Source organism: Bradyrhizobium pachyrhizi, from assembly GCF_001189245.1.
Taxonomy (GTDB): Bacteria; Pseudomonadota; Alphaproteobacteria; order Rhizobiales; family Xanthobacteraceae; genus Bradyrhizobium; species Bradyrhizobium pachyrhizi.
Genome location: NZ_LFIQ01000112.1, coordinates 10,465 through 35,382 on the forward strand (window position 1 = coordinate 10,465; position 24,918 = coordinate 35,382).

Annotated in this window: 24 protein-coding genes and 1 pseudogene; 17 read left to right on the forward strand and 8 right to left on the reverse strand. The window is 57.1% G+C overall.

Annotated features, from left to right (window positions below; translation table 11 throughout):
- The 7 genes and pseudogenes from AKL29_RS45720 to AKL29_RS41255 form a co-directional block, all read left to right on the forward strand.
- Positions 1–136, forward strand: a pseudogene (locus AKL29_RS45720) (P-type conjugative transfer protein TrbJ); the annotation flags it as partial.
- Positions 136–504 (forward strand): putative entry exclusion protein TrbK-alt, encoded by a 369-nt coding sequence (gene trbK-alt, locus AKL29_RS41250; RefSeq protein WP_082190744.1) that lies wholly within the window; start codon positions 136–138, stop codon positions 502–504. The pseudogene AKL29_RS45720 and the gene trbK-alt, both read left to right, overlap by 1 nt.
- Positions 501–1,730 carry a P-type conjugative transfer protein TrbL gene (gene trbL, locus AKL29_RS28970; protein ID WP_050386509.1) on the forward strand — a complete coding sequence of 410 codons (1,230 nt, stop codon included), beginning with the start codon at positions 501–503 and terminating at the stop codon, positions 1,728–1,730. Before trbK-alt ends, trbL begins: the two co-directional genes overlap by 4 nt.
- Before the next feature lie 100 nt (positions 1,731–1,830).
- Positions 1,831–2,514 (forward strand): conjugal transfer protein TrbF, encoded by a 684-nt coding sequence (gene trbF, locus AKL29_RS28975; RefSeq protein ID WP_050386510.1) that lies wholly within the window; start codon positions 1,831–1,833, stop codon positions 2,512–2,514.
- Positions 2,511–3,542, forward strand: a complete 1,032-nt coding sequence (trbG, locus tag AKL29_RS28980; RefSeq protein WP_050386511.1) for a P-type conjugative transfer protein TrbG — start codon at positions 2,511–2,513, stop codon at positions 3,540–3,542. Before trbF ends, trbG begins: the two co-directional genes overlap by 4 nt.
- The gene (locus AKL29_RS28985; RefSeq protein ID WP_050386512.1) at positions 3,539–4,744 is read left to right on the forward strand and encodes a TraB/TrbI/VirB10 family type IV secretion system protein; all 1,206 of its coding nucleotides are present in this window, start codon (positions 3,539–3,541) and stop codon (positions 4,742–4,744) included. The genes trbG and AKL29_RS28985 overlap by 4 nt, the downstream gene beginning before the upstream one ends.
- A 7-nt stretch (positions 4,745–4,751) precedes the next feature.
- Positions 4,752–4,994 (forward strand): DUF2274 domain-containing protein, encoded by a 243-nt coding sequence (locus AKL29_RS41255; protein ID WP_082190745.1) that lies wholly within the window; start codon positions 4,752–4,754, stop codon positions 4,992–4,994.
- Here AKL29_RS41255 and AKL29_RS28990 read toward each other — a convergent pair.
- The 5 genes from AKL29_RS28990 to AKL29_RS39920 all read right to left on the reverse strand — a co-directional run bounded on the left by AKL29_RS28990 (position 4,961) and on the right by AKL29_RS39920 (position 10,999).
- Positions 4,961–5,917, reverse strand: coding sequence for a LysR family transcriptional regulator (locus AKL29_RS28990; protein ID WP_050386513.1), 957 nt, complete (start codon positions 5,915–5,917; stop codon positions 4,961–4,963). The genes AKL29_RS41255 and AKL29_RS28990 overlap by 34 nt on opposite strands.
- A gap of 88 nt (positions 5,918–6,005) precedes the next feature.
- Entirely contained in the window at positions 6,006–6,638 is a 633-nt protein-coding gene (locus AKL29_RS28995) for an acyl-homoserine-lactone synthase (protein WP_050386514.1), read from the reverse strand.
- A gap of 84 nt (positions 6,639–6,722) precedes the next feature.
- Positions 6,723–7,451 carry a LuxR family transcriptional regulator gene (locus AKL29_RS41260; protein ID WP_082190746.1) on the reverse strand — a complete coding sequence of 243 codons (729 nt, stop codon included), beginning with the start codon at positions 7,449–7,451 and terminating at the stop codon, positions 6,723–6,725.
- Between the two features lie 858 nt (positions 7,452–8,309).
- Positions 8,310–9,764 carry an amidase family protein gene (locus AKL29_RS29000; protein WP_244482483.1) on the reverse strand — a complete coding sequence of 485 codons (1,455 nt, stop codon included), beginning with the start codon at positions 9,762–9,764 and terminating at the stop codon, positions 8,310–8,312.
- A gap of 287 nt (positions 9,765–10,051) precedes the next feature.
- Positions 10,052–10,999 (reverse strand): helix-turn-helix domain-containing protein, encoded by a 948-nt coding sequence (locus AKL29_RS39920; RefSeq protein WP_063779965.1) that lies wholly within the window; start codon positions 10,997–10,999, stop codon positions 10,052–10,054.
- A 235-nt stretch (positions 11,000–11,234) separates the two neighbouring features.
- Here AKL29_RS39920 and AKL29_RS29010 point away from each other — a divergent pair, with 235 nt between their 5' ends.
- The 6 genes from AKL29_RS29010 to AKL29_RS29035 all read left to right on the forward strand — a co-directional run bounded on the left by AKL29_RS29010 (position 11,235) and on the right by AKL29_RS29035 (position 17,102).
- Positions 11,235–12,284, forward strand: a complete 1,050-nt coding sequence (locus AKL29_RS29010; RefSeq protein ID WP_082190747.1) for a SphA family protein — start codon at positions 11,235–11,237, stop codon at positions 12,282–12,284.
- A 246-nt stretch (positions 12,285–12,530) separates the two neighbouring features.
- Entirely contained in the window at positions 12,531–13,388 is an 858-nt protein-coding gene (locus tag AKL29_RS29015; protein ID WP_050386518.1) for a branched-chain amino acid ABC transporter permease, read from the forward strand.
- 5 nt (positions 13,389–13,393) lie between these two features.
- Positions 13,394–14,611, forward strand: coding sequence for a substrate-binding protein (locus tag AKL29_RS29020; protein WP_430648899.1), 1,218 nt, complete (start codon positions 13,394–13,396; stop codon positions 14,609–14,611).
- Between the two features lie 95 nt (positions 14,612–14,706).
- Positions 14,707–15,687, forward strand: coding sequence for a branched-chain amino acid ABC transporter permease (locus AKL29_RS29025; RefSeq protein WP_082190748.1), 981 nt, complete (start codon positions 14,707–14,709; stop codon positions 15,685–15,687).
- Positions 15,674–16,408 carry an ABC transporter ATP-binding protein gene (locus AKL29_RS29030; RefSeq protein ID WP_050386533.1) on the forward strand — a complete coding sequence of 245 codons (735 nt, stop codon included), beginning with the start codon at positions 15,674–15,676 and terminating at the stop codon, positions 16,406–16,408. The genes AKL29_RS29025 and AKL29_RS29030 overlap by 14 nt, the downstream gene beginning before the upstream one ends.
- A gap of 43 nt (positions 16,409–16,451) precedes the next feature.
- On the forward strand, positions 16,452–17,102 hold the full coding sequence (locus AKL29_RS29035) for an ABC transporter ATP-binding protein (RefSeq protein ID WP_152977815.1): 651 nt from the start codon (positions 16,452–16,454) through the stop codon (positions 17,100–17,102).
- A 518-nt stretch (positions 17,103–17,620) separates the two neighbouring features.
- Here AKL29_RS29035 and AKL29_RS29040 read toward each other — a convergent pair.
- The 3 genes from AKL29_RS29040 to AKL29_RS42340 form a co-directional block, all read right to left on the reverse strand.
- Positions 17,621–18,685, reverse strand: a complete 1,065-nt coding sequence (locus tag AKL29_RS29040) for a phosphotransferase (RefSeq protein WP_050386522.1) — start codon at positions 18,683–18,685, stop codon at positions 17,621–17,623.
- Positions 18,682–19,857: an acyl-CoA dehydrogenase family protein gene (locus tag AKL29_RS29045; RefSeq protein ID WP_050386534.1), complete on the reverse strand. Its 1,176-nt coding sequence runs from the start codon at positions 19,855–19,857 to the stop codon at positions 18,682–18,684. The genes AKL29_RS29040 and AKL29_RS29045 overlap by 4 nt, the downstream gene beginning before the upstream one ends.
- Positions 19,858–20,108: 251 nt before the next feature.
- The gene (locus AKL29_RS42340) at positions 20,109–20,246 is read right to left on the reverse strand and encodes a GMC oxidoreductase (RefSeq protein WP_430648898.1); all 138 of its coding nucleotides are present in this window, start codon (positions 20,244–20,246) and stop codon (positions 20,109–20,111) included.
- A 172-nt stretch (positions 20,247–20,418) separates the two neighbouring features.
- Between AKL29_RS42340 and AKL29_RS29050 the strand changes: the two genes are divergently transcribed.
- The 4 genes from AKL29_RS29050 to AKL29_RS29065 all read left to right on the forward strand — a co-directional run bounded on the left by AKL29_RS29050 (position 20,419) and on the right by AKL29_RS29065 (position 24,874).
- Entirely contained in the window at positions 20,419–21,402 is a 984-nt protein-coding gene (locus tag AKL29_RS29050; RefSeq protein WP_050386523.1) for a fumarylacetoacetate hydrolase family protein, read from the forward strand.
- Positions 21,403–21,497: 95 nt separating this feature from the next.
- Positions 21,498–22,292, forward strand: a complete 795-nt coding sequence (locus tag AKL29_RS29055; protein WP_050386535.1) for an enoyl-CoA hydratase/isomerase family protein — start codon at positions 21,498–21,500, stop codon at positions 22,290–22,292.
- 2 nt (positions 22,293–22,294) lie between these two features.
- Positions 22,295–23,560, forward strand: coding sequence for a CaiB/BaiF CoA transferase family protein (locus tag AKL29_RS29060; protein WP_050386536.1), 1,266 nt, complete (start codon positions 22,295–22,297; stop codon positions 23,558–23,560).
- An 84-nt stretch (positions 23,561–23,644) separates the two neighbouring features.
- Positions 23,645–24,874 (forward strand): ABC transporter substrate-binding protein, encoded by a 1,230-nt coding sequence (locus AKL29_RS29065; RefSeq protein WP_082190750.1) that lies wholly within the window; start codon positions 23,645–23,647, stop codon positions 24,872–24,874.
- The last annotated feature ends 44 nt before the right edge of the window (positions 24,875–24,918 follow it).

A 24,918-nucleotide genomic window follows, 5' to 3' on the forward strand; every position in this document is an offset into this window, starting at 1 on the left:
GGCGGCGCAGGGCAGGGCGCAGAGCCTCGAAGCGGCTCAGCGCGCCTCGGCTCAGGATCAGGGGCGAGAGCAGCTCAGGCGCTTCCTGACGCCAGGACAGGGCTATCAATCCTCCAATGTGCAGATGTTCCACTGATGACCGACGTAAAGAGATTCAAGGCGCTGTCGCTGCTTACGACAATCGGCCTAGTGGCCGTCGCCGCCTGTACGATTCAGCTGCGTGGCGGAGACGATTCTCCGCCGGCACCGAAGGCCGAGCAGACGCCCGATGCAACCAACTCCGACCTCGCACAGTGTCGTGATGTCACTCCCGAAGAAACAGCGGGTTACCGCCATTGCCAGCAAGTTTGGGCCGAAAGCCGGCGTCGCTTCTTCGGCAGGAAGGAGGGCGCCGCCTCTTCCGGTCATGATGACTCAGCCAGGTCGATACCTGTCCCAAAGGATCAAAGCCGGATCCCGCAAGGATATCCGCGACCGGCGATACCTAATGCGAGCAAGCCATGACTGGTACAGGGATCATCGACCAATTCCTGGAAACGTTCACGCGTTATATCGACACCGGATTCGGGCTGCTCGGTAGCGACGTCGGGTATCTCGCTGCGACCCTTGCCGCGATCGACATCACCCTTGCTGCGTTGTTTTGGAGTTGGGGGCCGGACGAAGACATCATCGCGCGCCTCGTCAAGAAGACGCTCTTTGTAGGCGTTTTTGCCTATCTCATCGGTAATTGGAACAGTCTGGCACGCATCGTCTTCGAGAGCTTTGCCGGCTTGGGACTGAAAGCATCAGGCGCAAGCCTCTCCGCGGCAGATTTCCTGCGACCGGGAAAGATCGCACAAGTAGGGCTGGACGCCGGCCGACCGCTGCTCGATTCGATCTCCAACCTGATGGGCTACATCAGTTTCTTCGAGAATTTCGTCCAGATCGTCATTCTCCTATTCGCCTGGGTCGTGGTGTTGCTCGCCTTTTTCATTCTGGCGATCCAGCTCTTTGTCACCCTGATCGAGTTCAAGCTCACGACATTGGCCGGCTTCGTGCTCATTCCCTTTGGCTTGTTTGGCAAGACGGCCTTCGCGGCAGAGCGCGTCCTGGGCAACGTCATATCCTCCGGCATCAAAGTCCTGGTCCTGGCCGTCATTGTCGGCATCGGCTCGACCCTGTTCTCGCAGTTTACCTCTGACCTTGCCGGCGGCCAGCCGACAATTGAAGACGCGATGACGCTGGTACTCGCGGCGCTCTCCTTGCTGGGCCTCGGCATCTTTGGTCCCGGAATCGCAAATGGCCTGGTGTCCGGCGGGCCGCAGCTCGGCGCTGGCGCCGCGATTGGCACAGGCCTTGCCGCTGGCGGGGTTGTTGCTGCCGGCGCAGGTATTGCCGCGGGTGGTGCTGGACTCGCTGGCGGAGCGTTGGCGGGCGCCGCGCGTGGGGGCGGCGCCGTCTTGAGCGGCGCATCCGCCGCCTATCGAAGCGGCGGCCTGGCCGGTGTGGCAGAGGCCGGCAGCTCGGCTGCCATGAGCCCGTTGCGCCGCGCTGCGGCCGTCCTCAGCGGTGGTGGGCAAGGGGCCGAGCAGGCCGCGAGCACTTCGACCGAAGGGCAGCCCGATTGGGCGCGGCGCATGAAACGTGCCGAGACCATTCGGCACGGTGCGTCGGCAGCCGGACAGGCGGTGCGCGCAGGCGATCACGGCGGCAGCGGCTCGTCCGTCGATTTGTCCGAAGGAGAGCGCTGATACGCCGCCAATGCGCGTTCGTCGCTCGCCGTGGGCGGCGCCTCAAATTCAGACGCCGCCCGACTTTACACCGATCACTTGATCTCAGGGGCAATCATAGATGTTCAAACGACCTTCCGTTCACTACGGGCGCATGCCCGAGCCCATCACGCCTTACCAAAAGGCAGCGCAGGTTTGGGACGAACGCATTGGATCTGCCCGCGTGCAGGCCAGGAACTGGCGCTTGATGGCGTTCGGCTGCTTGATGTTATCAGTTGGTCTCGCAGGTAGCCTTGTTTGGCAATCGAGCCAGGGCTCGATCACGCCCTGGGTGGTCGAAGTCGATCATCTCGGCCAGGCCCAAAGGGTTGCGCCGGCCAACATCGACTATCAACCCACTGATGCGCAGATCGCCTACCATCTGGCGCGCTTTATCGAGGATGTCAGAGGTCTGCCGGCCGACGGCATCGTTCTGCGCCAAAACTGGCTCCGCGCCTATGATTTTACAACCGATCGCGGCGCCGCTGCGCTCAACGACTACGCGCGCAACAATGATCCCTTTGCCAAACTTGGTAAGGCGCAAATCTCCGTCGACGTCTCAAGCGTCATTCGCGCGTCGTCGGAAAGCTTTCGCGTCGCTTGGACCCAGCGCGTCTACGACAATGGCTCGCTGAGCTCGACTGAGCGCTGGACTGCAATTCTCTCGATCGTGATCGAGACACCCCGCGATGCCGAACGCCTGCGCAAGAATCCCCTTGGCGTCTACGTCCGCGCCATCAACTGGTCAAAGGAGTTGAGTCAGTGACCAAGACGATGTCTGACGTTCATTCGAAACGCTCCCTCCAGCAAAGCGGGTCCAATTTGGCATGGTCCGGGCCCGTGGCCGCGAAGCTGGCATTTCTGTCAGCGCTTCTGCTTTCGTCCACGCTCGGCGGATGTGCGACCTACATTCCGCCGGAGATCAGCTATGACGCTCGAGTCCCTCCGCTGCCGGCGGTTCCGACGGCTCTGGACGACAGGTCGCGGCCGCTTCACGTTCCGCCGCCCTGGAAGCCAGCTCTCGGCGGCAAGTCGGGAGGAAAGGAAGAGCCTGAACCCGTGAGCCGGATCGAGACGGCAAACAGCGCAGCCCGGGTTGAACCGCGCAAGCGGGGGTATTTCAACGCATCTCAGATCTACGCCTACAGCCCGGGTGCCCTCTATCAGATTTATGCCGCACCTGGGCAGATCACGGATATCGCACTCGAGGAAGGAGAGCAGTTGACGGGATCGGGGCCGATCGCGGCCGGAGATACCGTACGATGGGTCGTGGGCGATACCGAGAGCGGGAGCGGGGACACCCGGCGCGTCCATATCCTGGTCAAGCCGACCCGCGCTTCGATCGAGACCAATCTTGTCGTCAATACTGACCGGCGCACGTACCTGATTGAGCTCCGCTCCCGCGAACGGCCATACATGCCATCCGTTGCTTGGTACTATCCTGAAGCGGTACGCGAACGGTCACGTTCAGCTGCTCTGAAACCCGTTCTTCCGGATCCGGCTCAGCGTATCTCCCGGTACGCCATCGAAGGAGACAGTCCTCCCTGGCGGCCGCTCGCCGCATATGACGATGGCCGCAAGGTCTATGTCGAATTCCCGCAAGGCATCGTGCAGGGCGAGATGCCTCCGCTCTTCGTCATCGGTCCGGACGGCAAGACTGAACTCGTCAACTATCGCACTTACGGCAACGTATTGATCGTCGATCGGCTGTTTGCTGCCGCCGAACTGCGGCTTGGCGGCGAGCACCAGCAGAAGGTCCGTATTGTCAGGACCGACGGGAGGCCGTCGACATGAACACCCGGAATGGAAACGATCAGGAACAGGCGGCTTCGCCTGAGACACAAGAGGATCAGTCCGGGAGCTTCCGCTTGAGAGCGGAGCACCCGCGCGTGACACGCTTGTCACGGAAAGTACTGGCAGGAGGGAGCGCGGTCGCTCTGCTTGTCATCAGCGGAGCCGTGTTGTGGTCGCTGCAGAAGACTCGCCCTCGAGACCAGGCGGCCGATGAGCTTTACAGTACCGACCATCACAATGTCGCCGACGGTATTACGGCGCTGCCGAAGGACTATGCTGGCGTTCCACGCCAGCCAATCCCCCAACTGGGTCCGCCGCTTCCTGGGGACCTCGGCCGGCCGATCCTTGCAGCCCAAGGCCAGTCGCCGACGATCGGCGCTGATCCGGAACAGCAACGCCGGGATCAAGAGACCGAAGCAGCCCGCATCAGCCATCTGTTTGCTTCGACCACTGGGAGAGAAGCGCGTGAGCCCACGGCTGCTGGGGGCGATCGCATCGCACAACAAAGCCCGACCGGTACCAATGACGACGGATTTGCACAGAACGGTCAGGACCGCAAGCTTGCCTTCGTGAATGCCTCTGTGGACCGTCGCACGGTCAGCCCTGATCGCGTCACTAGGCCTGCTTCACCATATGTCGTGCAGGCTGGGACGGTTATTCCGGGAGCCCTGATCACCGGAATCAGATCGGACCTGCCAGGCCAAATTACGGCGCAGGTGACCGAGAACATTTTTGACACGCCGACTGGCCGGTTTCTGCTTGTGCCCCAGGGGGCGCGTCTGATCGGTATCTACGATAGCCAGGTCACTTTCGGCCAGTCCCGCGTCCTGCTCGTCTGGACCCGGCTGATCATGCCGAACGGACGTTCTATCGTTCTCGAGCGGCAGCCTGGCGCTGACACTGCCGGGTATGCGGGCCTCGAAGATCAGGTCGACAATCACTGGGGTGAGTTATTCAAGGCCGCTGTGCTGTCGACGTTTCTAGCTATCGGGACAGAGCTGGGTGCTGGCTCGGACACTAGCAGCAACGACAGCGCAATTATCCAGGCATTGCGTCATGGCGCCTCGGACTCACTAAACCAGACCGGACAACAGGTAGTTCGTCGCAGTCTCAACATCCAGCCGACGCTGACAATCCGCCCGGGGTTCCCCGTTCGCGTCATCGTCAATCGTGATCTCGTTCTTGAGCCGTACAGAGGATGACTGCCAGATGGCAAAGCTGAAAATCGCAGCGCTTCAGGACGACAAACCCGTAAAGGTGAACACCGAGCTGCCCGCGGCGGTTCATAGAGATCTCGTCGCTTACGCTGAGGCGTTGGCACAACAGACAGGTCAAACCGTAGATCCTGGAAAGCTGATCGCGCCTATGCTCGCGCGATTCATGGCTACCGATAGAGGATTCACAAAATTCCGACGCAGTCATTTGCCGAAAGTCAATGAAGCCGATGGATAGCGCTCACCCAAGACCTTGAGAAAGCTCCCCAGTGCCGGATTTACGTTGTCTCGGCGCCACTGTGCAAGAAAGCTGATGCGACTGGGTCCAACTTCGTCCTGCAATTGGCGATCGACCAAGCCAGCAATGTTTGCTCCGATGTCAGATTCAAGTGTCAGCGACATGCCGAAGCCCATGCTCGTAAGAGCTTTCAAGATTCCTCCACTGACATCATGCTTTTGAATCGTCGGGCGGTCTTCAGGACGAAGTAGCTTGGACACGAGCAGATTTTCCACCTCAGGTCCGGGATCATGCTTGGTTAATAGAATTGTCTCCTTGCGCAGATCCGTCCAATACACCACCTCCTGCGCGGAGAATGCGTGATGCTCAGGAAACGAGATTAGAATGCGTTCATTCCACAGCGTGAGGTTATTGCAATCCGCAAGCTGAAGTCGCCCAGGGCTGATGGCGACGTCAATTGTTCCGTTTCGAACTGCGTTCGCTAGATGGATGCGCGAGCGCTCCACGATTCCCAAGTCGAGGAGTGGAAAGCGTTCCTTGAAATCCGCGAGAGTGGCGCGCAGGTTCCCCGCGGAGATTGACGTACAAAAACCTATCGAAAGACGACCGGCCTCGCCGCCACCAATTGACCGTCCAGTCTCGACAAGCGAATCAAGCTGCTCCAAGATCAGTCGTGCAATCCTAAGAACTCCTCGCCCCGCTAGCGTGGGCTTTACTCCCCCGCTTGAGCGTTCGAATAAGGTGGTTCCAACGAGATGTTCAAGCTGGCCGATCGAGCGACTAAGCGAGGAATGCCCAACCGAAAGCAATTCCGCTGCTCGGCGGAGGCTTCCGCAATCGGAAGCAACGACTGCAAATCGAAGATGCTGTAGATCAATCGCGAATGTTCGACGTTGGCTAGGCATATTATCAGGTTCACTCATCTCTATAGCTCGTCAGCGGCATACAGAATGCGTGGGCTCTGCCTCGGCCGAGCCCAGCTTCCACGCTTCCGGATAATGTTGGGACGTCTTAGGCGGCTGTAGACATCACCGGCGCCCACAGAACCGGTCCGTTCAGCCCGCCTGCAGTTCGCAGTCTGATAAGGACTTCAATCGAAGTCTCGAGGTAGCCGCAAACAGCCGAAGTTTTTCCAATATCGTGGACATTTCCAATGCGGCGCAAAGGCCAGCCCGCGCGCCTGAGAATCCTTTCCATACGAACGTCAGTCACCGTGACTATGTCCGTAAGCCGCCGAGAGAGTCCAAACTCCACCATTCCGGCAAATAGTTCGTATGTAGCGCGAGCAATTCCATGCTGTCCCTTTGGGGCGTCAGGTGGCACATCGGTGGCGAATCGACTGCTCTCCCAAATATGCGGACTTGACGGTGCCGGCTGGTTTGCAAGAAGCACCGGAAAGACCTCTCGCAACATCGTCGGACCAAGGGTTGGAAGTAGGCGCACAGTACCCTGTACGCCGCCCTCTTCAGAGATCTGCGTCAGATAAGCCGGATGTAGTGAATCGAACTCGTCGATTTCCAATTCGCCACTGATGTGAACGTCCCATTCCATCCGTGTCTTAAACACACGAAAGCGTAGCTGATGCATCTCAATCAGCAAGTTTGTAAAGTCGCCGTAACAAGGCTGCGTGATAAGCTGAATCATGAAGTCCCTCGATGGTTGTGGTGAGAACCAAATGGAGGGAAGTGGCGAGGACTGCATCACCTGTAGTTATGGGGGTAGCTTGTCCTAATTCTGCTGCTCTTTCTTTGCAGTCGCCAAGAGGATCGCCGCTTGCACAACCGTTCGAACACCCAGCTTTCTCTTCGCGCTATCCAAGTAGGAGGCGGCCGTATAGCGCGATATACCGAGAATTCGTCCGATCTCCCAGCTGCTCTTCCCTAGCGAAGCCCATTCCAGGCATTCGACTTCACGGGCTGATAGAGGCAATTTGCCGCCGCCTGGTTCCCTCGTCAGCTTGCGACGGGCATGAGCATGAAAGTACAGCGCCAATAGTTGGAGCACGCGTGCATTGGACGTAACATAGCTCTCGAACGGAGGACTTCGATGGTCGGACGCGAAGGTTAGGGCCGCGAGCGGACCGTGGCCATCATGAATAGGAACGGTAAAACCGAATCGGATGCCGAATCGCGAAGCTTCATCGAGCAGTTGGTGTTGCGCCGATGAGCGGGGTCGCACATCTAAGTCAGCCCCCCACCTAAATGGCTCAGGACTTTGGAGCGCTTCTACGATTACCGGATCGATCCGTTGATAGCGGTTCTGAAGATAATGAGAAGTCCACTCTAGGGGATATGTAGAAATCAAAGTAGGCTTGCTGGCTCCGTTCCGCGGAAGAGCAAGATATGCAAAACTAGAGAGGTCCAACGCCGCAGCGGCGGCGGTGATTGCCTCGCGAAGGTCTGCGGAGTCCTGAGCCGTCGAAAGTAGATCAATGAAATTTTGAAAGATTCGGTGCATAAGGTTCTCTCAGCACACTAAACACGGGGACTGAGGCGCAGCGAACTTTGGCGATGGCGAGGTAGAGTCCGGCCATGCAGGTGGCCGCGAGCTTCTCGTAGCGTGCGGCGATACGTCGTCATACAAGCGCGCGTAAGGAATGTGGCTTCGACGACCTTGGTGCGCCAGTCGTAGAGCGTCCGTAGAGCGTTCCCAGCGCCGGTCGTGCGGGCGACGTTGATGTCCTCCAACTAAGATGTCCATTGCGCAAGAGTCGCCCTTTGAAAATCGCTCTAACGAGCAATCAGTTGAAACGAGGGGGAAGGATACTTGCCGACTAGACAATTGTTGTTATTCACTAGTGACTAGCACTTGATTGAAACTTTGACTGCCCCCGAAGGATGATGCCATCGCGTCTCATTCGAACTCCGGTTCTTTGAGGCCGGTGCTGAGGGTCCCCCAATTCGGGAACGGGTGTATTGACTTGGGGTAGCGGTGGCGCAGATACCTTCAAGATCAACGACACGGCAGATCAGACATGCATGTGTGGAGGCGGCTAATAGTAGCGACCCTCCCCCTCCTTGGTCATCCAGGACATCAACACCGGCGGAGTGAACGACTTCGTTAACTTCGCGGGGACATAGCTGCATCCAGAAAACAAGAAGGCCGCCTTTGAGGCGACCTTCTTCCGCGTGTGATGTCAACGCGCGCCCGCGTCCCAGCATGCGTAGGACTAACGATGAGGAGGTGGCGACCGTGGCGCTAGGGGCGGTGCCTATCTCGGTTGGACTAATCGTTGGTCTGAGCCGTTTTGTGGCGTTCTAATAAGAATGCACGTTCCCAAAGGCGTGGAGTGCCGGGAGGCTGAGCAACCATCAGTCACCATCCCGGTGCCGGCAGCACGCCCGCGATGGCTTGCACACGGCGGGCCACGTCGAGAAGTGTCCTGTCGTTATTGGATGCGCTGTTAATCTCCAAGCCGATCGGCAGCCCTGCGCTTGAAAGGCCGATTGGGATGTTGATGCCCGGCAATCCGGCTCCGCTAGTCGGAACAGTATTTTTCGACAGCGTCAGATCGCTTGCCTCCTTGCCGGCAACCGTAAACTTGCTCTGCTCGGCAATCCGTGGCGCGGGGCACGGCGTCGTCGGGAAGATGTGCACGGCGGCATCTGTCTGAGCGAACGCGTCGGCGAAGCGGCGCTGCAACTCTGGACGGTCGACCGTCAATGCCTTCTTATAGTCTTCATCGGAAAGATAGCCTGCACCCGATGGTAGGACGAGATGACTCCACGCACCTTTAAGTTCCGGCTTGAGCCCTTCGTAGATGTCGTCGAACGATAAGGGCAATTGATGCTCAGCGAGAAAATCGGAAATGGCTTGCCGGGTTTCACGAAAGAAAATGGCCCACCTCAAATTTCCGGCGAGCGAAGAAAAATCGTCGCCGAAGTCGAATTCAACAACTTCCGCACCGGCGTGCCGCAAGTTTCTGACCGTCTCCTTGAACGTGACATCGGCCTCAGGGTCGACCCAGTCGAGGTATTGCCTGGGAGCATAGATGAATTTTACCCCCTTGAGGTCTGATCGCTCCGAAACACCCAGTGAAGAGGACTTAGTGACGATCTGATCGATCAACGCGCAATCATCGACCTTCCGGGCAAGGACGCCAGTGGTATCGAGGGTGTGCGAGATTGGAGCGACGCCGTTGCCGGACCATCTTCCCGTGGTTGGCTTGAATCCGACGACACCGCAAAGAGACGCTGGCACTCGTATCGACCCAACAGTATCGCCACCCAGTGAAGCCGGCACGATGCGGGATGCCACGGAAGCCGCAGAGCCGCTGGACGACCCGCCCGACACGTGATCCGGCGCGTAAGGGTTCTTTACCTGCTCAAAGTGGAAGTTGTGCCCCGCCAGTCCCCAAGACATCTCTACCAGGTTGTTCTTTCCGAATACGATGCCACCAGCGCCTTTAATCGCCCGAACCGTATCCGCGTCCTTTTGGGGCACGTGACCTTCTAGCTGCTGTATACCAAGGCTGGTGGGAAGGCCACTCGTCGCATAGCTATCTTTGACCCCAATCGGGACGCCGAGGAGGGGTGCTTTAGATACGGATCCTGCGGCGCGCGCCTTATCCGCTTCCCTTGCCGCGGAAAGAACCGATGCCTCGTCGATTGTGATGAAGGATTTGAGGTCGGCGCGTTTCTTCGCCTGTTTGAGCAGGGCTGAAGCGTACGTCTCGGATGTAATCTCGCCATTTCGGATAGCAGTCGCGGCCTCAGCGACGCCCAGTTCTGTCAATTCCACTTCCGTAGTTGAATTTCTGTTTTCTGACACATTGCTCTCCTGGAGGGGTGACCTGCCAACATCTTAAAGTACGATCATACTATAGAAGTATGATCATAATTCAAGAAGAGGACGGCATAAATCGGGCGCGGCTGGAACCGCTTTGCAAAATGTCGGCTGGATGCCAGAGACGGTGCGCCGGTGGTGGACCTATGAACCTGTGCGGACACAGATCACGCGGTTGTGGTCAGTATCGCGTTCGCACGAGGCCGCAGTCGGCATCGCCTACCGCTTACCGATGGCCGAGTAAAAAGAGAAGAAACGGTCAAAAGGGCGATCTATGTGCGTCTCATCGCGTGGGGAGATTTCCCAAAGGCTTTTTTGAAGGAGCGGCTGAAGTGTGACATGTCAGAAAAGCCGAATGTCATTGCAGCATCGGTAACTTGACAAACGTGTCCCTCAGCAAGCGCCGCATAGCTAGCATTGAGGCGTTGTTGCCAAAGCCAACGGATCGGCGTCGTGCCTTCGGAAGCAAACAGGCGGCAAAGCGTGCGCGCAGAGATGCTCTGGGATCTGGCAATTCTCTCGGCATCGAGTTTTGCCTCGTGAAGATGGGCCAACATGTATAATTTGATTTGCCGGAGCAGGCGATCTTGGCCGCGTTCGATCTCGGAAAAACCAGTAAGTTCGGCTTCCATAGTCGTCGCAATGACGTCCAACGCAGAGGTCGCCACGCGGTTAATCACGCTGTCATCCGCAGTTTTGCTAAACGAAACGATTTTCTGAATTATCGACCCCGTCAGGCCTCCAAGCTCGGTCGTTCCCGCAATGCACTGCGACGTCAATGTCCGCGCTTTTGGCAGTCGCGAGACCAGGAGCGCGCGTGGGATGTCTACGAGAATAACTCGGCGGTTACGAGCAGGACGGAATCTGAGCGAAAATGGTCGAGTTTGGTCATAGAGAACGAGATCGCCGGATCTGGCTTTAGTCTCGCGTTCGTCCTGCGTTACATCGACCTCACCACGCAAGACCAAAAGCAACATAAAATGATCCCGCGGATCTTTGCGAATTTCCGGCGGTCCACGGTCGAGTCGTATCTCGCCGCGCGATAACGATAAAGCTTCGCTGATCGCGATCGGTCCAAATGTTCGGCTGACGAGCCATTCGCGAAAGTCACTGTCGAAGTTCCATTTGCACTCCGAAAGCGAATATTCGCGGCAAGTAATCTGGTGCCATTGTTCGAAACTATCGATCGGTGTGGCGCCGTTGTTGTGCAACGCAAGCATCTGACTGTCCCCTCCGAATTGCAGTCGGTCACGATGCAAATGATGTGCCGCTCATTTTTTGGAAAGGTTAGCACGAGCCACGGATCTCTCAATGCCCAATCTGCTTTAGGGCATCCCCGGCGCGCAAATGTTGGCAGTTGTAGGCTAGCTGCCTGGCGGTCACGGACAAGCGCCCCCCCGAACCTCACGTTAGCGTGCCGTTCATGCTTACTAATGGGGGAGTAAGAATATTCTCATGTCAAATCTAGCAAGTCATTCTTCCGCGCGGCTCGCGACCATAAATGAAGCGACCGCTTCGGTTACAAATAAGGTTGCCGTGGCGATAGCCATGTTCGCGATTTCTGGCGTGCAGGCGGCCAACGCTTTTGAATTCGGCTCGCCCGGCTATCTGCAGAAGCCGGGAATCGTGTTGGGCGCCGCCGCCGCCGCGCCGCCGCCGGGGATCTACGGCTTTGATCAGGTCTTTACATATCAGTCAAAGCTTGTCGGTCCAGGCGCGCCATCGGTAGGAGGTGCGGCGACTGGTTTTAAGGTCGACATGGCCGCGCAGGGTTTCCTTTGGGTGCCAGGCTGGACGTTTCTAGGTGCATCTTATGATGCGGTACTGGTTCAACCCTTCATATCCGCGACTGTCGGCAATCCAGTGAACGTCGCGCCGGCTGGTTTGCACAACACATTTATCGCAAACGAGCTTAGTTGGAAGCTTGGCGACAGCGGCGTCTTCGTGAAGGCCGGGCTCGGCATATATGCTCCGACAGGAACTATCCAGGGAGCAAGCGGCCTGGCGAATATCGGTCAACCGTGGTGGACATTTCAGCCAAACATCGTCGTATCTTATCTCAAGGATGGATGGAATCTTACCGCAAATATCTTTGATGAGATCAATACCGCGAACGAGCGGACTGATTACCGCAGCGGGGACGTCTTGCACGCCGAATTCACTGCAACCAAGACGTTTGGCAACTGGACGCTTGGTCCGGTCGCTTATTACGTCGGACAAGTTACCGATGACAGGTCCAGCGCCTTCTACGGAGGGCTGGTGAACGTCAATCGCTACAACACGTGGGCAGCTGGCGGAATGGCGGCTTATAACTTCGGCCCCGCGAGCCTCAACGTGTGGGCGACTCAAGAGCTATCGGCAAGCGCATCGGGTGGTACTGCGGCTCCTCCCGGATTTGATAGTGCCGCTACGACAAAGGGGTTTTCGATCTTTGCGCAGCTGAACTATCGGCTATGGGCGCCGGACGCGCCAGCCGCACCGGTCGTTTCACGGTTTCACAAGTAGGCCGGAGAAGAGTCCGCTCAATCAAGCTCGAGCGCACCTTTCAATGGAGTTGTACCTACCGGCTAGGCGTACTCGGTCATCGTACAGGGGGGGGGGGCCTAGCTAAGGCGTGTACGCAGCGCCGCCACTATCCGGCGCTGCAATAAGCATCGTCTCAAGCCGTTGCAGCCAAGCGCCTGAAGTTCTTGTGAAATGGGAGCTCGTTTGGCAGCCGGAGCGACAGCGAACAAAAGATATGACTCGATAATGGACAGCCTGATAAACGCACTCTTTCAAATGTTGAGCTTTGGGTCGATCATGGTGTTGGTCGTTCTCGGTCTCGGCGTTATTGCCAGCATGATGGGAATTTTCAACTTTGCTCAAGGCGAGTTTGTTCTGCTTGGCGCTTACGTCACGTATTTCGTCCACAGTCTGGGTATCCCCGCTGCCATCGGCATGCTGGTCGCTCCGTTTGTCGTCGGTGGGTTTGGCTTTGTATTGGAGCGGACCGTGGTGCATCGCTTCTACAATGCGCCGGTCGCCGCCATGCTCGGTACGTATGCGCTAGGCGTGATCATACGAGAGATTGTTCGCGGCCTTATCGGGGGTCTCTATCTTTCAGTGCCAGAACCGATTGCAGGGTACGTCACCGTGGGGAAATTGCATTTCTCAAGCTGGCTATGCGTGACGATCATCGTCAATGCGCTCGTTATGATATGCAGTTACGTTCTTCTGGCTCACACATCGTTCGGGTTGCGGGTTCGAGCCTCGCTGGAGAATCCTGCGCTGGCTCGAGCGTCCGGCATCTCGACCGCGAAGATCTATAGCCTGACGTTTGCGCTTGGAGCCGCACTTTCGGGCCTTGCCGGTGCGCTGATCGTTCCGCTCTTCTCGTTGTTCGCCGATCTAGGGATACGGTTCCTCATACAGGGCTTTATTGCGGTTCTGGTGGGCGGTGTCGGATCGTTTGCGGGCCCGATAGCAGGGGCAGGCGCCATGGGCGCATTTAGCTCTGCGCTGCCTTGGCTGATATCGCCTGTCATCGCTGACGTCCTGGTGCTCGCAGCCGCCATCACTTTCATGAAATTCCGGCCGCAGGGTCTTATTTGGGGAAGAGGGATTTAGTTATGTTGAATGATCGCCAGCAGGCAAGTCGGCGCGGCTTTTTCAACCAATTCGCTCTCGCATCGGCCGCTATTGCGGTCGGTACTGGGGGTTGGGTTTTCCGGCCAAAGTGGGCCAACGCTGCCTTAGGACCCATCAAGATTGGCGTCGCGGCCGACCTCACCGGGCCTTTAGGCTTCGGTGGCGGCGCTCAGGCAAACGTGGCTCGGATGATTGTAAAGCAGATAAATGATAGTGGCGGCCTTCTAGGGCGTCCCGTCGAACTCTACGTCGAGGATACGGCGTCCAACGAGGCTGTTGGCGTCGCTAACGTCCGAAAGCTGATTCAGCGCGACAAAGTTGACATGGTGATCGGCGGAATTACGAGTTCGTTGCGAAACGCGCTCAAGGACGTAATCGTCTCAAAAGGAAAGACGATCTACATTTATCCAGAGTTTTACGAAGGAAAAGAATGCACGCCTTACCTGTATTGCTCAGGTCCGACGCCCTCTCAACAAACGGATAATCTCATCCCCTGGCTGATCAAGAACGGTGGGAAGCGGTTTGCGCTGACGGGTGCCAATTATATCTGGCCGCACACGTTGAATGCTCATGTGCGCAAGCTGATCGAGAAATGGGGCGGTGAGGTCGTCCAGGAAGAGTACTTCCCCTTAGACCAGGTTGACTTTTCCTCGACAGTAAATCGGGTGGTCTCCAACAAGGTCAACGTCGTCTTCAACACTGTTATTCCGCCTGGGACCGGTCCACTATTCAAACAACTGTACCAGGCGGGCTTTAACAAGGACGGTGGACGACTAGCTTGCGTCTTTTCCGACGAGCTCCAATTCGCTCTCAATCAGCCCGAAGAAATCGAGGGTCTCGCGACCAGTCTCGATTATTTCCAGGCTGTGGCGCAGGACGATCCCATCAGCAGAAAGATTCAGACCGAGTACGACAAGCAGTTTCCCAACAAGCAAATGTTCGCCGCCGGTGGTGGAGCAACGGGTGTTTATCGTGGTCTGAAGTTGTGGGAGGCTGCAGTTCGGGAGGCCGGGACGGTCGAGCGTGATCCTGTTGCGGCCGCTCTAGATCACGCCAAAATTGCGGAAGGGCCTGGCGGGCCTGCCGAAATGGTTCCCGGTAAGCGACACTGCAAAATGAACATGTACATTGCAGTGGCGAAGGGTGGAAAATTCGAGATCCTCGACCGTAGCGTTGGTCTCGTCGATCCGCGTGAGTGTTAGACGATCGGCCAAATGTTGTCCGGAAAGGTTTTCGTGTGACTGAAGCTTCACAAGTTGCGTCGTTCAGTGCAACTGAGGTGCCGCTGAATCGAAAAATGCTTCCGATTGTCGAGTTCGCGATGATCGGAATCGCTGTGGTCGCGCCAATCGTGATGCAGGATTTCATTACGGTCTATGCCACGCGGGTACTGATTCTCTGTCTCTTCGCGTTGTCGTTTGACCTGGTGTGGGGGTATGCGGGCATTATGAGCCTCGGTCAGTCTCTGTTCTTTGGGCTGGGCGGATACGGCATTGCACTCCTTTCACGTGATTGGAATGTTGCTTCCATCTTGGTGGTGCTTCCGGTTGGTGCACTGATTGGTCTTGTAGCCGCTTTGATGATCGGCGGGTTTTTGCTCGTTGGAAGACATCCGTCTAGCATGATCTTCGTATCGCTCGGCACCATGACGGGCGCATATGCGGCAGACCGTTTGGTGAGAGGGTGGTATTACGTCGGTGGTCAGAATGGAATTCCGTCGATCCAATCGATGAGAATCGGACCATATGAATTGGTCGAAGGACCGACGTTTTATTATCTCGTGCTGGCCATTCTCGTCGCGGTTTACCTCGTCTGCCGGTGGTTGGTTCGCTCCCAGTTTGGCCTGGTGCTTGCGGGTCTTCGTGAGAACGAGGAACGAATTGCCTACTTCGGCTACAACGTGGAGCACATCAAGCTGATTGTCTTCACTCTCGGCGGCGCGATCGCGGGTCTAGCCGGAAGCCTCTATGCGTTCCATGAAAGCTTTGTGTGGTCCGGCATGCTCGGTGTCGTGATGGCAACGCAAGTCGTCCTATACGTAATGCTCGGAGGATCGGGGACATTGATCGGCGCCTTAGCCGGCACCGTAGTGATCGAAGCGTTGAATTTTTGGCTGTCTAATACGTACCAGGAGATCTGGCCGATCATCCTGGGAGTAATGTTGCTGCTAATCGTGATGTTCCGCCCGGGCGGCCTCGTGAGTTTCATCCTCGATGGACATGAACGCGTTGGAAGCTTCGGGTATATGGGTCGCGGAGATGGGCGTGGCTCTACTTGAGGCCAGAGGGGTCGGTAAGAGCTTTGGCAGGCTAACCGCGTTGACGGGGGCCGCTCTTACGGTTGGCAATAATGAGTTTCACGGACTGATTGGACCAAACGGTTCGGGTAAAAGCACGTTCCTGAAATGCATCGCCGGAGCCACGGCGGCAACGAAAGGCCGCGTGATCTTCGACGGAGCCGACGTCACCAATACCTCGCCGGCGGCGCGAGCCCGCGCTGGGATGAGTCTCAAATTCCAAATGACGAGCGTTCTTACCGAACTCACGCTCTACGACAATATTTTGCTCGCCTTACAGCCGAAGGTGTCGCTAACCCGTCTTATGTTCTCCGGCAGCCGAAAGATATTACACGAACGCGTGATTGCGATGCTCGAGCAATTCCGGTTGGCTAACAGAGCGCACGACGCCGCATCGACGCTGTCTCACGGCCAACAACAGTGGCTGGAGATCGCCATGGCACTTGCTGCCGAGCCAATGCTTTTGCTTCTCGATGAACCCACAGGGGGTATGAGCATAGAAGAGCGGCGCGTTACGGGGGAATTGCTGCAACCAATCAAAACTCGTTGCTCGTTAGTAATCGTCGAGCACGATCTCGATTTCATCCGAGATATCTGCGATCGAATCACTGTTCTGGATCAAGGTAGCGTCATCTGCTCCGGAACCGTACCAGAGGTCCAAGCAAATTCTAAGGTTCAAGAGGTCTATCTGCGCCGTGCTTGATAATAAATTTCTCGATATCACTAATCTCGAGACGGGGTATGGTATGAGCCAGGTCCTGTTCAGTGTGAGTATGTATGCTCCATCGCGTGGTGGAGTGGCTGTGCTCGGCCGCAATGGTGCCGGCAAAACCACATTGCTGAAAGCTATTGTCGGCGAACTGCCCGTGAACCGTGGCGCCATAGGATTTGACCAGCGGCCGGCGGCGGGTCTTTCGACCGAGCAACGCATACGTCGTGGGATCGGATACGTACCCCAAGAACATGGTGTATTTGCACGCTTGTCGGTGCGCGACAACCTGGCTGTCGGGCTGCTGGCAGCGCAGGATCGCAACGCACTTGACCGCGTATTGGCCCTTTTCCCAAAGCTGGGCCGGCGACTTGACCAAGTAGCTGGAACGCTATCCGGTGGCGAGCGAAAGATGTTGGCCATTGCCCGCGCACTTTTGCCGGGTCCACGTTTACTGTTGCTCGACGAGCCGACCGAGGGTGTCTGGATCGGCGTGGTTGAAGAGATCACGGAGAGGTTGATCGACCTGGCGAAGGAGATAGCAGTACTCGTTGTCGAGCAGCATCTCGACCTCGCGCTGAGAGTCGCGAGCAGGGCTTATGTACTTGACCGAGGGCGAGTCGCCCTGTCGGGGCCGTCGCAGGATATTCGCAACGATCCGCGGCTTTTGGCGTACTTGGCGCCGTGAGCCCTACTGCGCTCGCGACAATGCGCAGGCGATTTCGCCGAAGCCGGGCTATTCGCGCACAAGCTGCCAGATTAATGCGCCTCGAGCAGCGTCGCAATCTCCCCAATTAACGCGCTTGCGTAGATCCATTCCTCCGAGAGTTGCGCAGTGGAGTGCCCGGAATCGAGAGCGCCGCCGCGACGCGCCTGCTCAACAGACCTACGCAGCGGCTTCTGCTTCAGCGGATCGCCGCCCTCATTGTGCGCACTAGCATAGGCAGTCCGTACCGTCGTCGAATAGACCCGGCGGCAGTCGTTCAGGAATGCGGGCCTCGACGGAGCACCGGTATGGCAGGGAGGCAGTCTGCATGCTCCCAGACCGACTCGCGGGACCGAAAGAGTCAACGCAGACCGGTCACGAGGCCCGGATAACTCAAGGATTCAAATAATTGGCCAACGGACCGTCGGGAGCAATTTCAGCTGCAGACAAAGCGAAGCGGGCCGATTCTACGCCGAAATCCGAATAGCCAATGATTTCTTCTATAGGCATGCTTCCATGCTCTGCCGAGCGAGTCGTGCCAGGACGGGAAAGCTTTTCGCCCGCTCCTTGGCGTGCTCGGAAGCGGCCGTTCCGCGGATCGCGCGCCCCTTGATCCCGTGGAAGATGGCCGCCATGCGGAAGAAATTGAACGCGATGTAGAAGTCGTAGGCTGGGATAGATGTCCGTCCTGTTCGACCGCAATAGGCTGCCACGTAGTCGGCCTCGCTCGGGATACCCAGGACTGTCAGGTCTGCGGCGGCCAATCCCGCGACGATGTCGGGCGGCATCCGAAACATCATCGCGTGATAGGCGAAGTCAGCCAACGGATGTCCGAGTGTCGACAGCTCCCAGTCGAGTACCGCAAGAACCCGCGGCTGTGTTGGATGAAAAATCATGTTGTCGCAGCGGAAGTCACCATGGACGATACTGCTTTCATCACCGTCAGGGATGTTGGCCGGCAACCATTCTACCAATCGATCCATGTCGAAATCACGTCCGGCGTCCTTGTCATCTTGGTACTGCTTGGTCCAGCGCGCGATCTGACGCGCGAAATAGTTGCCGGGCTTTCCGTAATCGCTGAGGCCGATTGTTTCGGGTGAAATGAGATGGAGCCGTGCGATGGTGTCGTTCATCGCATCGAAATAGGCAGCACGGTGTTGTCGGCTCACGTCTGGAAAGGTTGCGTCCCAGAAGATCCGTCCTTCGACCATCTCCATGATAAAGAACCAGGTGCCGACAATACCGTCGTCCGTGCACAAGGCGTATACTTTGGCGACAGGGTAGCCGGTCGTCGCCAGCGCCTGAAGCACACGTGCTTCGCGTTCGACCGCATGGGCGCCTTTCAAGATATGGCCCGGTGGTTTGCGCCGCATCACGTAGTTGCGCTTGGGTGTGACCAGCTTGTATGTCGGGTTCGACTGTCCACCCTTGAACTGTTCGACGAACAGCGGGCCACAGTAATCTTGGACATTCGCTTCCATCCATCGCGCTAGCGCGGCTTCATCGAAACGATGCGTTTCACGTACTGGTGTGGTACCGGCATTCAGATCAGCTGTGGCGCTCATGCGTGGGACTTCTTCCAATCGCGTTTAATTTTCTTAGCCAATGACCACTTATGAACTTCCGTCGGGCCATCATAGATACGAAATGCTCGTACTTCCCGGAAGACCTGTTCAACAATCGTGTCATCGGTGACGCCGGTGCCACCCATGATCTGAACGCAGCGGTCCGCGATTCGCATCAGGGCTTCTGAAACGGAGATCTTGGTCATCGAGCTCTCGACGGTGCCTCTTGCGCCTGTATCGAGGACCGAAGCACACCAGTCGATCATCAGCTCCGACTGCTTCAGTTCGATAATATTCTCGGCCAGCATGAAGCCGACGCCTTCATGGTCAATTAAAGGCTTTCCAAAAGCTTGACGTCGGTTAGCGTAGTCGCTTGCAATTTCATTTGCCCGTACACAGGCGCCGAACCACCGCATACAATGCGAAAGACGGGCCGGGGCCAGGCGGATCTGCGCGTACTCGAAGCCTTCTCCGCTTTTTCCAAGCATCTGATCAGCGGGAATGCGGAGTTGGTTGATAGTCACGACGGCATGGCCGCCTGGCATGGAGTTGTCGATAGTGTTCGGTACCCGCTCGATGCGGATCGCCGGATCAGGTAGATCGACGAGGAACATACAGGCCCCATCTGACGACTTGGCCATGACGATCCCTACCTTTGCCCCCTGCGCGCCAGTAATGAAGGCTTTCCGGCCGTTGACGACCCAGTGGTTGCCGTCGAGGACCGCGGTCGTTTGCATCATCGACGGATCGGAGCCTGCGCCGTTGTCAGTGGCTGGTTCGGTCATGAAGAACGCGGAACGTGCACGACCTTCCACTAGGGGAGCCAGAAATCGCTGTTTCAACTCCGGACTTCCGACCTTACCCAGCAGATACATGTTGCCTTCGTCTGGCGCTGCCGTGTTGACAGCGATCGGCCCGAGTGGCGACAGTCCCGATTTTTGCAGGACGATGGCTGTTTCGCGCTGGGAGAGGTGATTGCCGTTGGCAAGGATATGTGGGGTCAGGACGCCCGCCAGCCGCGCCTTATCTCGGAGTTCGTGAACGAGTTCATCGGTTGGGCATCCGTGATGGTCACGCCGAGAATCCGCTTCGTAAGGGATAACGACGTCGCGAACGAACGCTTCCACGCGGGTCGCAATTTCCGCGGTACGTTCTGCGCCAATATCAGTCATCTGCTGTCCTTTCATCCGTCATGTCGCGAGGCTTGTAGAGGGTTTGCAGTCAATTCGGGTCGTAGTTTCTCAATGCCCACAGTTCGGTAATGTCATGGTAGAGCTCGCGCTGAGGCAGCCCTGGGCTGCCAAATGGCCCAGTGCCGGACACGCGATGTTCGTCAGCGCGGTCGATGCGCAACACGTCCAATCGCCACGAGCCAACTGATACAGATGATGCAGTTCGGACGCTTGATCAGACAGTCAAATACTCAATATCGAAGTTCTCTGTTTGAGCAAGAGGTCTGCTGCCTTTCGGCTATCATCAGTACGGCAGCTTGCGTGTTAGCGAAGACGATTGTCGGCATTATTGAAACGTCGGCGATCCGTAGAAGTTCGATTCCGTGCACACAGGGATGACGCCCTGCCAGCGTCTTTGGTCGGTGGAAGTTGAACAACCCGAGGAAAGGCTGGATCGACGAGCGTCAGGTAACCCCGACCTGCGATATTTCATGACTTGCAAAATGCAAGCTATGGCTATATGGTCCTCTCAAGAGAACAAGTTTTCGGGGAGGGCGTCGCGTGAAGCTTGCGACTTATCGATCCGGCGGCCGTGAGCGGGTCGGTCTATTACATGGTCACGATAGCCGTCTGTTTGACGTGGCCGCCGCGGCGCATCGAGCGGGTGCCGCAAATTCCTGTTTCAGCTCTATGCTATCATTGATCGATGGGGGAGATGCGGCCTTGGATCAAGGCCGGGAGCTGCTGGAAAAGTACCACGGCGACCCAGACCTCTCGCTTCCCGTAACGTCAACGCAAGTGCTGGCCCCGTTACCAGAGCCTCGCCAAATGCGCGATGGCATGTCGTTTCCGGCGCACATCGTGCAGGGCCCACTCGGGCAATTCAAACTTAAGGCGCGACTTGCCGGTGACATGGCCGAGCTAGCGCGACTACAGGCCGTGCCGCTGCCCGAATTACCGGGGGTATATCGCAAGCAACCCATCTATTACATAACTAACCGCTTCAGCGTGCAGGGCACAAACACGACTGTCCGCTGGCCGCGCTACAGCAAAGTGATGGACTACGAGCTTGAGTTCGGAATCGTCACCAAGGGGAAGGGTGCCAATATCTCGGTAGCCAAAGCGCGTGATCATATCTTTGGCTTCACTATTTTCAACGATTTCTCTGCGCGCGATGCGCAGCGCATCGAGATGGAGGGGCGTCTCGGTCCGGCCAAGGGAAAAAGCTTCGACGGTGGAAACGTACTTGGTCCGTGGATCGTAACACCTGACGAAATTGGCGATCCCTACAAATTGAAGGTGGAGGCGCGTGTCAACGGCCAAAGTCGATCGGCCGGCACAACCGAGGGCATGTTGTTTTCGTTCGAAGAGATTATCGCCCACGTTACATTAGATGAAACGCTGATGCCGGGAGAGTTCATCGGCTCCGGAACGGTCGGCAACGGCTGTGGTCTCGAACTCGGTTGGTATCTCGAGCACGGTGACAGTATCGAGCTCGAAGTCGAGAAAATAGGGATTTTGAAGAACAGAGTAGAGCGCCAGTGAGGCCTGATCGAAGGAAGGTCGCGTGACGCGCGCCAAAGCCGGCTTCAATGGTGAGGTTTGATATGCCGCTTAAGGCGGCACAACGGGAGAGAATGATGTCAGACGAGCCAGTCACGCGCGAAGAGCGCGGCAGTATTTCGATTTTGACGATGCAGCATCGCCCTTACAACCTGCTTGGTCCGACGTTGCTCAACGCCATCGTGGAGAAGATCGAGGCGGCGCAAAAAGCATGTAGCCGCGCTATCGTCATCCGAAGCGGCTTGCGACATTTTTCCGCCGGCGCCGATCTCGATATTTTCGTCAAGCGGGTTTCCGACGGTAGCATCGATCAGCAGAAGGAGGGTCGACGACTTACTGGTGTCGAGTTCCTTAACTTCATGGAGACGTTGCCTATTCCCTTGATTGCCAGCCTTCATGGGGTCTGTCTTGGCGGCGGCCTCGAGTTGGCCTTGTGCTGCGACTATATCATCGCGGCGTCTTCGACGAAGATCGGGTCGATCGAAGCAACGCTCGGCCTCAACCCGCTACTCGGCGGCATTCAGCGACAAGTGCAGCGTATTGGTGCAATGCGTGCCAAGGAAATGTCGATGTTGGCGCGTCGTTATGATGCGCCGACCTTAGAGAAATGGGGCCTGATAAATCTGACCGTTCCGGAGGAGTCGCTAGAAAAGGCAACAATGTCGATCGCGGAAGAGTTCGCTCAGGGACCAACCGTGTCGTACGCCTCCACCAAGAGCATCGTGCGTGTCGCAATCAACGGCGGCACCCAGGCCGCCGATGATGCCATGGCCAAGCTGCAGGAGCCGATTTGGGCTTCCGAAGATCTAAAAGCCGGTCTGGCCTCGTTCCAGAAGAACGGGCCCGGACTTGCAAAATTTGCGGGGCGATGATCATGAGCGGACCTCTCAGCGGAATTCGTGTCGTTGATTTTGCGCGTGTCCTTGCGGGCCCCCTATGTGCCCGCACGCTTCAAGATCTTGGTGCCGAAGTCATCAAGATTGAGCCACCGAGCCCGGATGTGTCGCGCTTCGCTTTTCCATCGACCGATGGAATGTCTGGCTATTACGCTCAGCAGAACGCGGGCAAACGAAACGTGAGTATCAATCTCAATATTCCTGGTGCCTACGACCTAGCACTCAAGTTGTGCGACAGTGCCGATATTGTAGTAGAGAACTTCCGCGCGGGCACGCTCGGTTTCTTCGGACTTGACTACGAGACCTTATCAAAGCGAAACCCTCGGCTTATTTACGCTTCTATTACCGGCTACGGTCAAGGAGGGCCGTGGCGTAGTCGTATGGCTTATGCGCCAACCGTCCAGGCTGAAGCCGGATTCACCGAAAACAGCGTGCGTCATTATGGTGATGCTCTGACCGAACCGCGCACCGACGCCCTCTCTCATGCTGACGTTTATGCCGGCTTGCAGGCTGTCATCGCCATTCTGGCCGCGGTGAACAGCAGGCACAAAACTGGGCAGGGCCAATACATCGACGTGGCCATGGCTGCGACCCTCTTAGCGGTCAACGAGCGCGCACATATCGATTTGTCCGATGATGACATCGGTGCCGAACCTGCTGTCCTCGGTGCGACCGACTGTTCGTTCTTCGTCGGTCCGAATGGCGAGCAATTTACGGTGGCGATGAGTATTATTGGCAGCCGTACTTTTCCGGCTTGGATGCGCGCAATGCGACGGGTTGACCTTGCGGATGATCCTAGGTTCTCTAGCGCGGCCGCCCGGCGGCTGAATTACGGTGCGCTGCATGCTATCATTCAGTCGTGGATCTTGACGTTTCCGGACATGGCGCGGCTCGATGCCCAGCTCGACGAAGCGAAGATTGCGATGGGAGAAGTCAGGTCGATCAAGGAACTGACGAAGTCGGATTGGAGCGAATATTGGGGGGCGGTGCAGCTAGTTTCGGATCGCAGCGGCGGAGAATATCGATTGCCCGGACGCCCATGGAATTTTTCCAAGGAGGTCCTGACTCCGATCGGTTCGCCAGCCTTCCAGGGCGAGCATAACCGTGAGGTGTTCCGCGAACTGGGCGTTAGCGAGCCTGAGTTGCAACGGTTGGCGGACACGGGCGCCCTTGTAATGCACAAGAGAGCGCTTGAGCCCGAAATTGCGATGAAGCCGAAGGCGGATCCGGGCGAAGCCGCCTGAACCGACATTCACTGGCTGGTACCGATCAACCGACCACGAATATCTCGTGGCCGGAAGCGACAACTGATGTCGGGAGATTGTGCGATGCGAGCGATCGTTTTGCTGCAATTGGTGATTGTAGCCACGGTGAGCGGAATGTCCGTCGGCGGATTGGCATCTGCAGCCGAGAAGAAATACGATTCGGGCGCCACCGACGCCGAAATAAGGATCGGCAACACGATGCCCTATAGCGGCCAAGGATCCGCTTGGGGCCAAATGGGCAGGGCGGAAGCGGCCTATTTCGACAAGGTCAACGCTGAAGGTGGCATCAATGGGCGCAAGATCAAGTTCATCAGCTATGATGATGGCTATAGTCCGCCCAAGACCGTGGAGCAGGCGCGGAAACTCGTGGAAAGCGACGAGGTTCTGCTGCTGTTTGGTACCTTTGGAGTGCCTACCAACACAGCCATTCATAAGTACATGAATGCGAAGAAGATGCCGCAGCTGTTTGTCGGCGGTGGCGGTTCTAAATGGAACGACCCGAAGAATTTTCCGTGGACTACGGCGTGGCAGCCGTCGTTTTTGGATGAAGGCACCGTGTATGGCCGGTACGTCGCAGCCAACCATCCCGGCGGAAAAATAGCAGTCATCTACCAGAACGACGATTACGGAAAAGATATCTTGGAAGGCCTGAAGCGCGGACTCGGCGACAAGGTAGGGATGATCGTCGCCGCGATGAGCTATGAAGTGTCACAACCGACCATCGAATCGCAAGTCGTACAGCTCAAGGCGAGCGGAGCCGATATATTTATGAACTTTTGCGGGCCCAAATTCGCTGCTCAAGCGATCCGCAAGATTGCCGAACTCGGTTGGAAGCCCGTCCAGATCGTCAATATTCCGGCGTCATCGATTGGCAGCGTCATTAAGCCGGCTGGGTTCGATGTTTCGCAGGGCATCATTACCGGTGGCTTCATGAAGGACCCAACCGACCCCGCGATGGCGGACGATGCCGGGCTAAAGAGCTACCTCAAATTTATAGCAGAGTATTATCCTTCGGCCGACATCTCCAGTGGTTTGAATACCCAAGGATATCTGATGGCACAAACACTCGTGCATGTAATACGAATGGCGGGCGACGATCTCACGCGCGAGAACATCATGCGCCAGGCAGCGAATATCAAAGATCTAAAACTCGACATGCTGCAGTCCGGGATTACTATCACGACCGGTCCGGATGATTTCGCCCCGATCGAAGCGATGCAGTTGAGGCGTCTGGTCGGTGAGCGCTGGGAGGTGTTCGGGCCGATTGTCCATGTCGGAAATGAGGCCCGATAGCAGAGAGGAGTAATCCTCGAAAGCCGAGTCCGGTACAACTAGCC

What these genes read in the sequence shown, in the direction of transcription:
- AKL29_RS29055 (WP_050386535.1), top strand. Translation starts at nt 21,498, where the DNA reads ATGTCAGACGAGCCAGTCACGCGCGAAGAGCGCGGCAGTATTTCGATT.
- AKL29_RS29045 (WP_050386534.1), bottom strand. Translation starts at nt 19,857, where the DNA reads ATGACTGATATTGGCGCAGAACGTACCGCGGAAATTGCGACCCGCGTG.
- AKL29_RS29010 (WP_082190747.1), top strand. Translation starts at nt 11,235, where the DNA reads ATGTCAAATCTAGCAAGTCATTCTTCCGCGCGGCTCGCGACCATAAAT.
- AKL29_RS28995 (WP_050386514.1), bottom strand. Translation starts at nt 6,638, where the DNA reads ATGATTCAGCTTATCACGCAGCCTTGTTACGGCGACTTTACAAACTTG.
- AKL29_RS28990 (WP_050386513.1), bottom strand. Translation starts at nt 5,917, where the DNA reads ATGAGTGAACCTGATAATATGCCTAGCCAACGTCGAACATTCGCGATT.
- AKL29_RS28985 (WP_050386512.1), top strand. Translation starts at nt 3,539, where the DNA reads ATGAACACCCGGAATGGAAACGATCAGGAACAGGCGGCTTCGCCTGAG.
- AKL29_RS29025 (WP_082190748.1), top strand. Translation starts at nt 14,707, where the DNA reads ATGCTTCCGATTGTCGAGTTCGCGATGATCGGAATCGCTGTGGTCGCG.
- trbL (WP_050386509.1), top strand. Translation starts at nt 501, where the DNA reads ATGACTGGTACAGGGATCATCGACCAATTCCTGGAAACGTTCACGCGT.
- AKL29_RS41260 (WP_082190746.1), bottom strand. Translation starts at nt 7,451, where the DNA reads ATGCACCGAATCTTTCAAAATTTCATTGATCTACTTTCGACGGCTCAG.
- AKL29_RS29015 (WP_050386518.1), top strand. Translation starts at nt 12,531, where the DNA reads ATGGACAGCCTGATAAACGCACTCTTTCAAATGTTGAGCTTTGGGTCG.
- trbF (WP_050386510.1), top strand. Translation starts at nt 1,831, where the DNA reads ATGTTCAAACGACCTTCCGTTCACTACGGGCGCATGCCCGAGCCCATC.
- AKL29_RS29035 (WP_152977815.1), top strand. Translation starts at nt 16,452, where the DNA reads ATGAGCCAGGTCCTGTTCAGTGTGAGTATGTATGCTCCATCGCGTGGT.
- trbK-alt (WP_082190744.1), top strand. Translation starts at nt 136, where the DNA reads ATGACCGACGTAAAGAGATTCAAGGCGCTGTCGCTGCTTACGACAATC.
- AKL29_RS29040 (WP_050386522.1), bottom strand. Translation starts at nt 18,685, where the DNA reads ATGAGCGCCACAGCTGATCTGAATGCCGGTACCACACCAGTACGTGAA.
- AKL29_RS41255 (WP_082190745.1), top strand. Translation starts at nt 4,752, where the DNA reads ATGGCAAAGCTGAAAATCGCAGCGCTTCAGGACGACAAACCCGTAAAG.
- AKL29_RS29065 (WP_082190750.1), top strand. Translation starts at nt 23,645, where the DNA reads ATGCGAGCGATCGTTTTGCTGCAATTGGTGATTGTAGCCACGGTGAGC.
- AKL29_RS39920 (WP_063779965.1), bottom strand. Translation starts at nt 10,999, where the DNA reads ATGCTTGCGTTGCACAACAACGGCGCCACACCGATCGATAGTTTCGAA.
- AKL29_RS29060 (WP_050386536.1), top strand. Translation starts at nt 22,295, where the DNA reads ATGAGCGGACCTCTCAGCGGAATTCGTGTCGTTGATTTTGCGCGTGTC.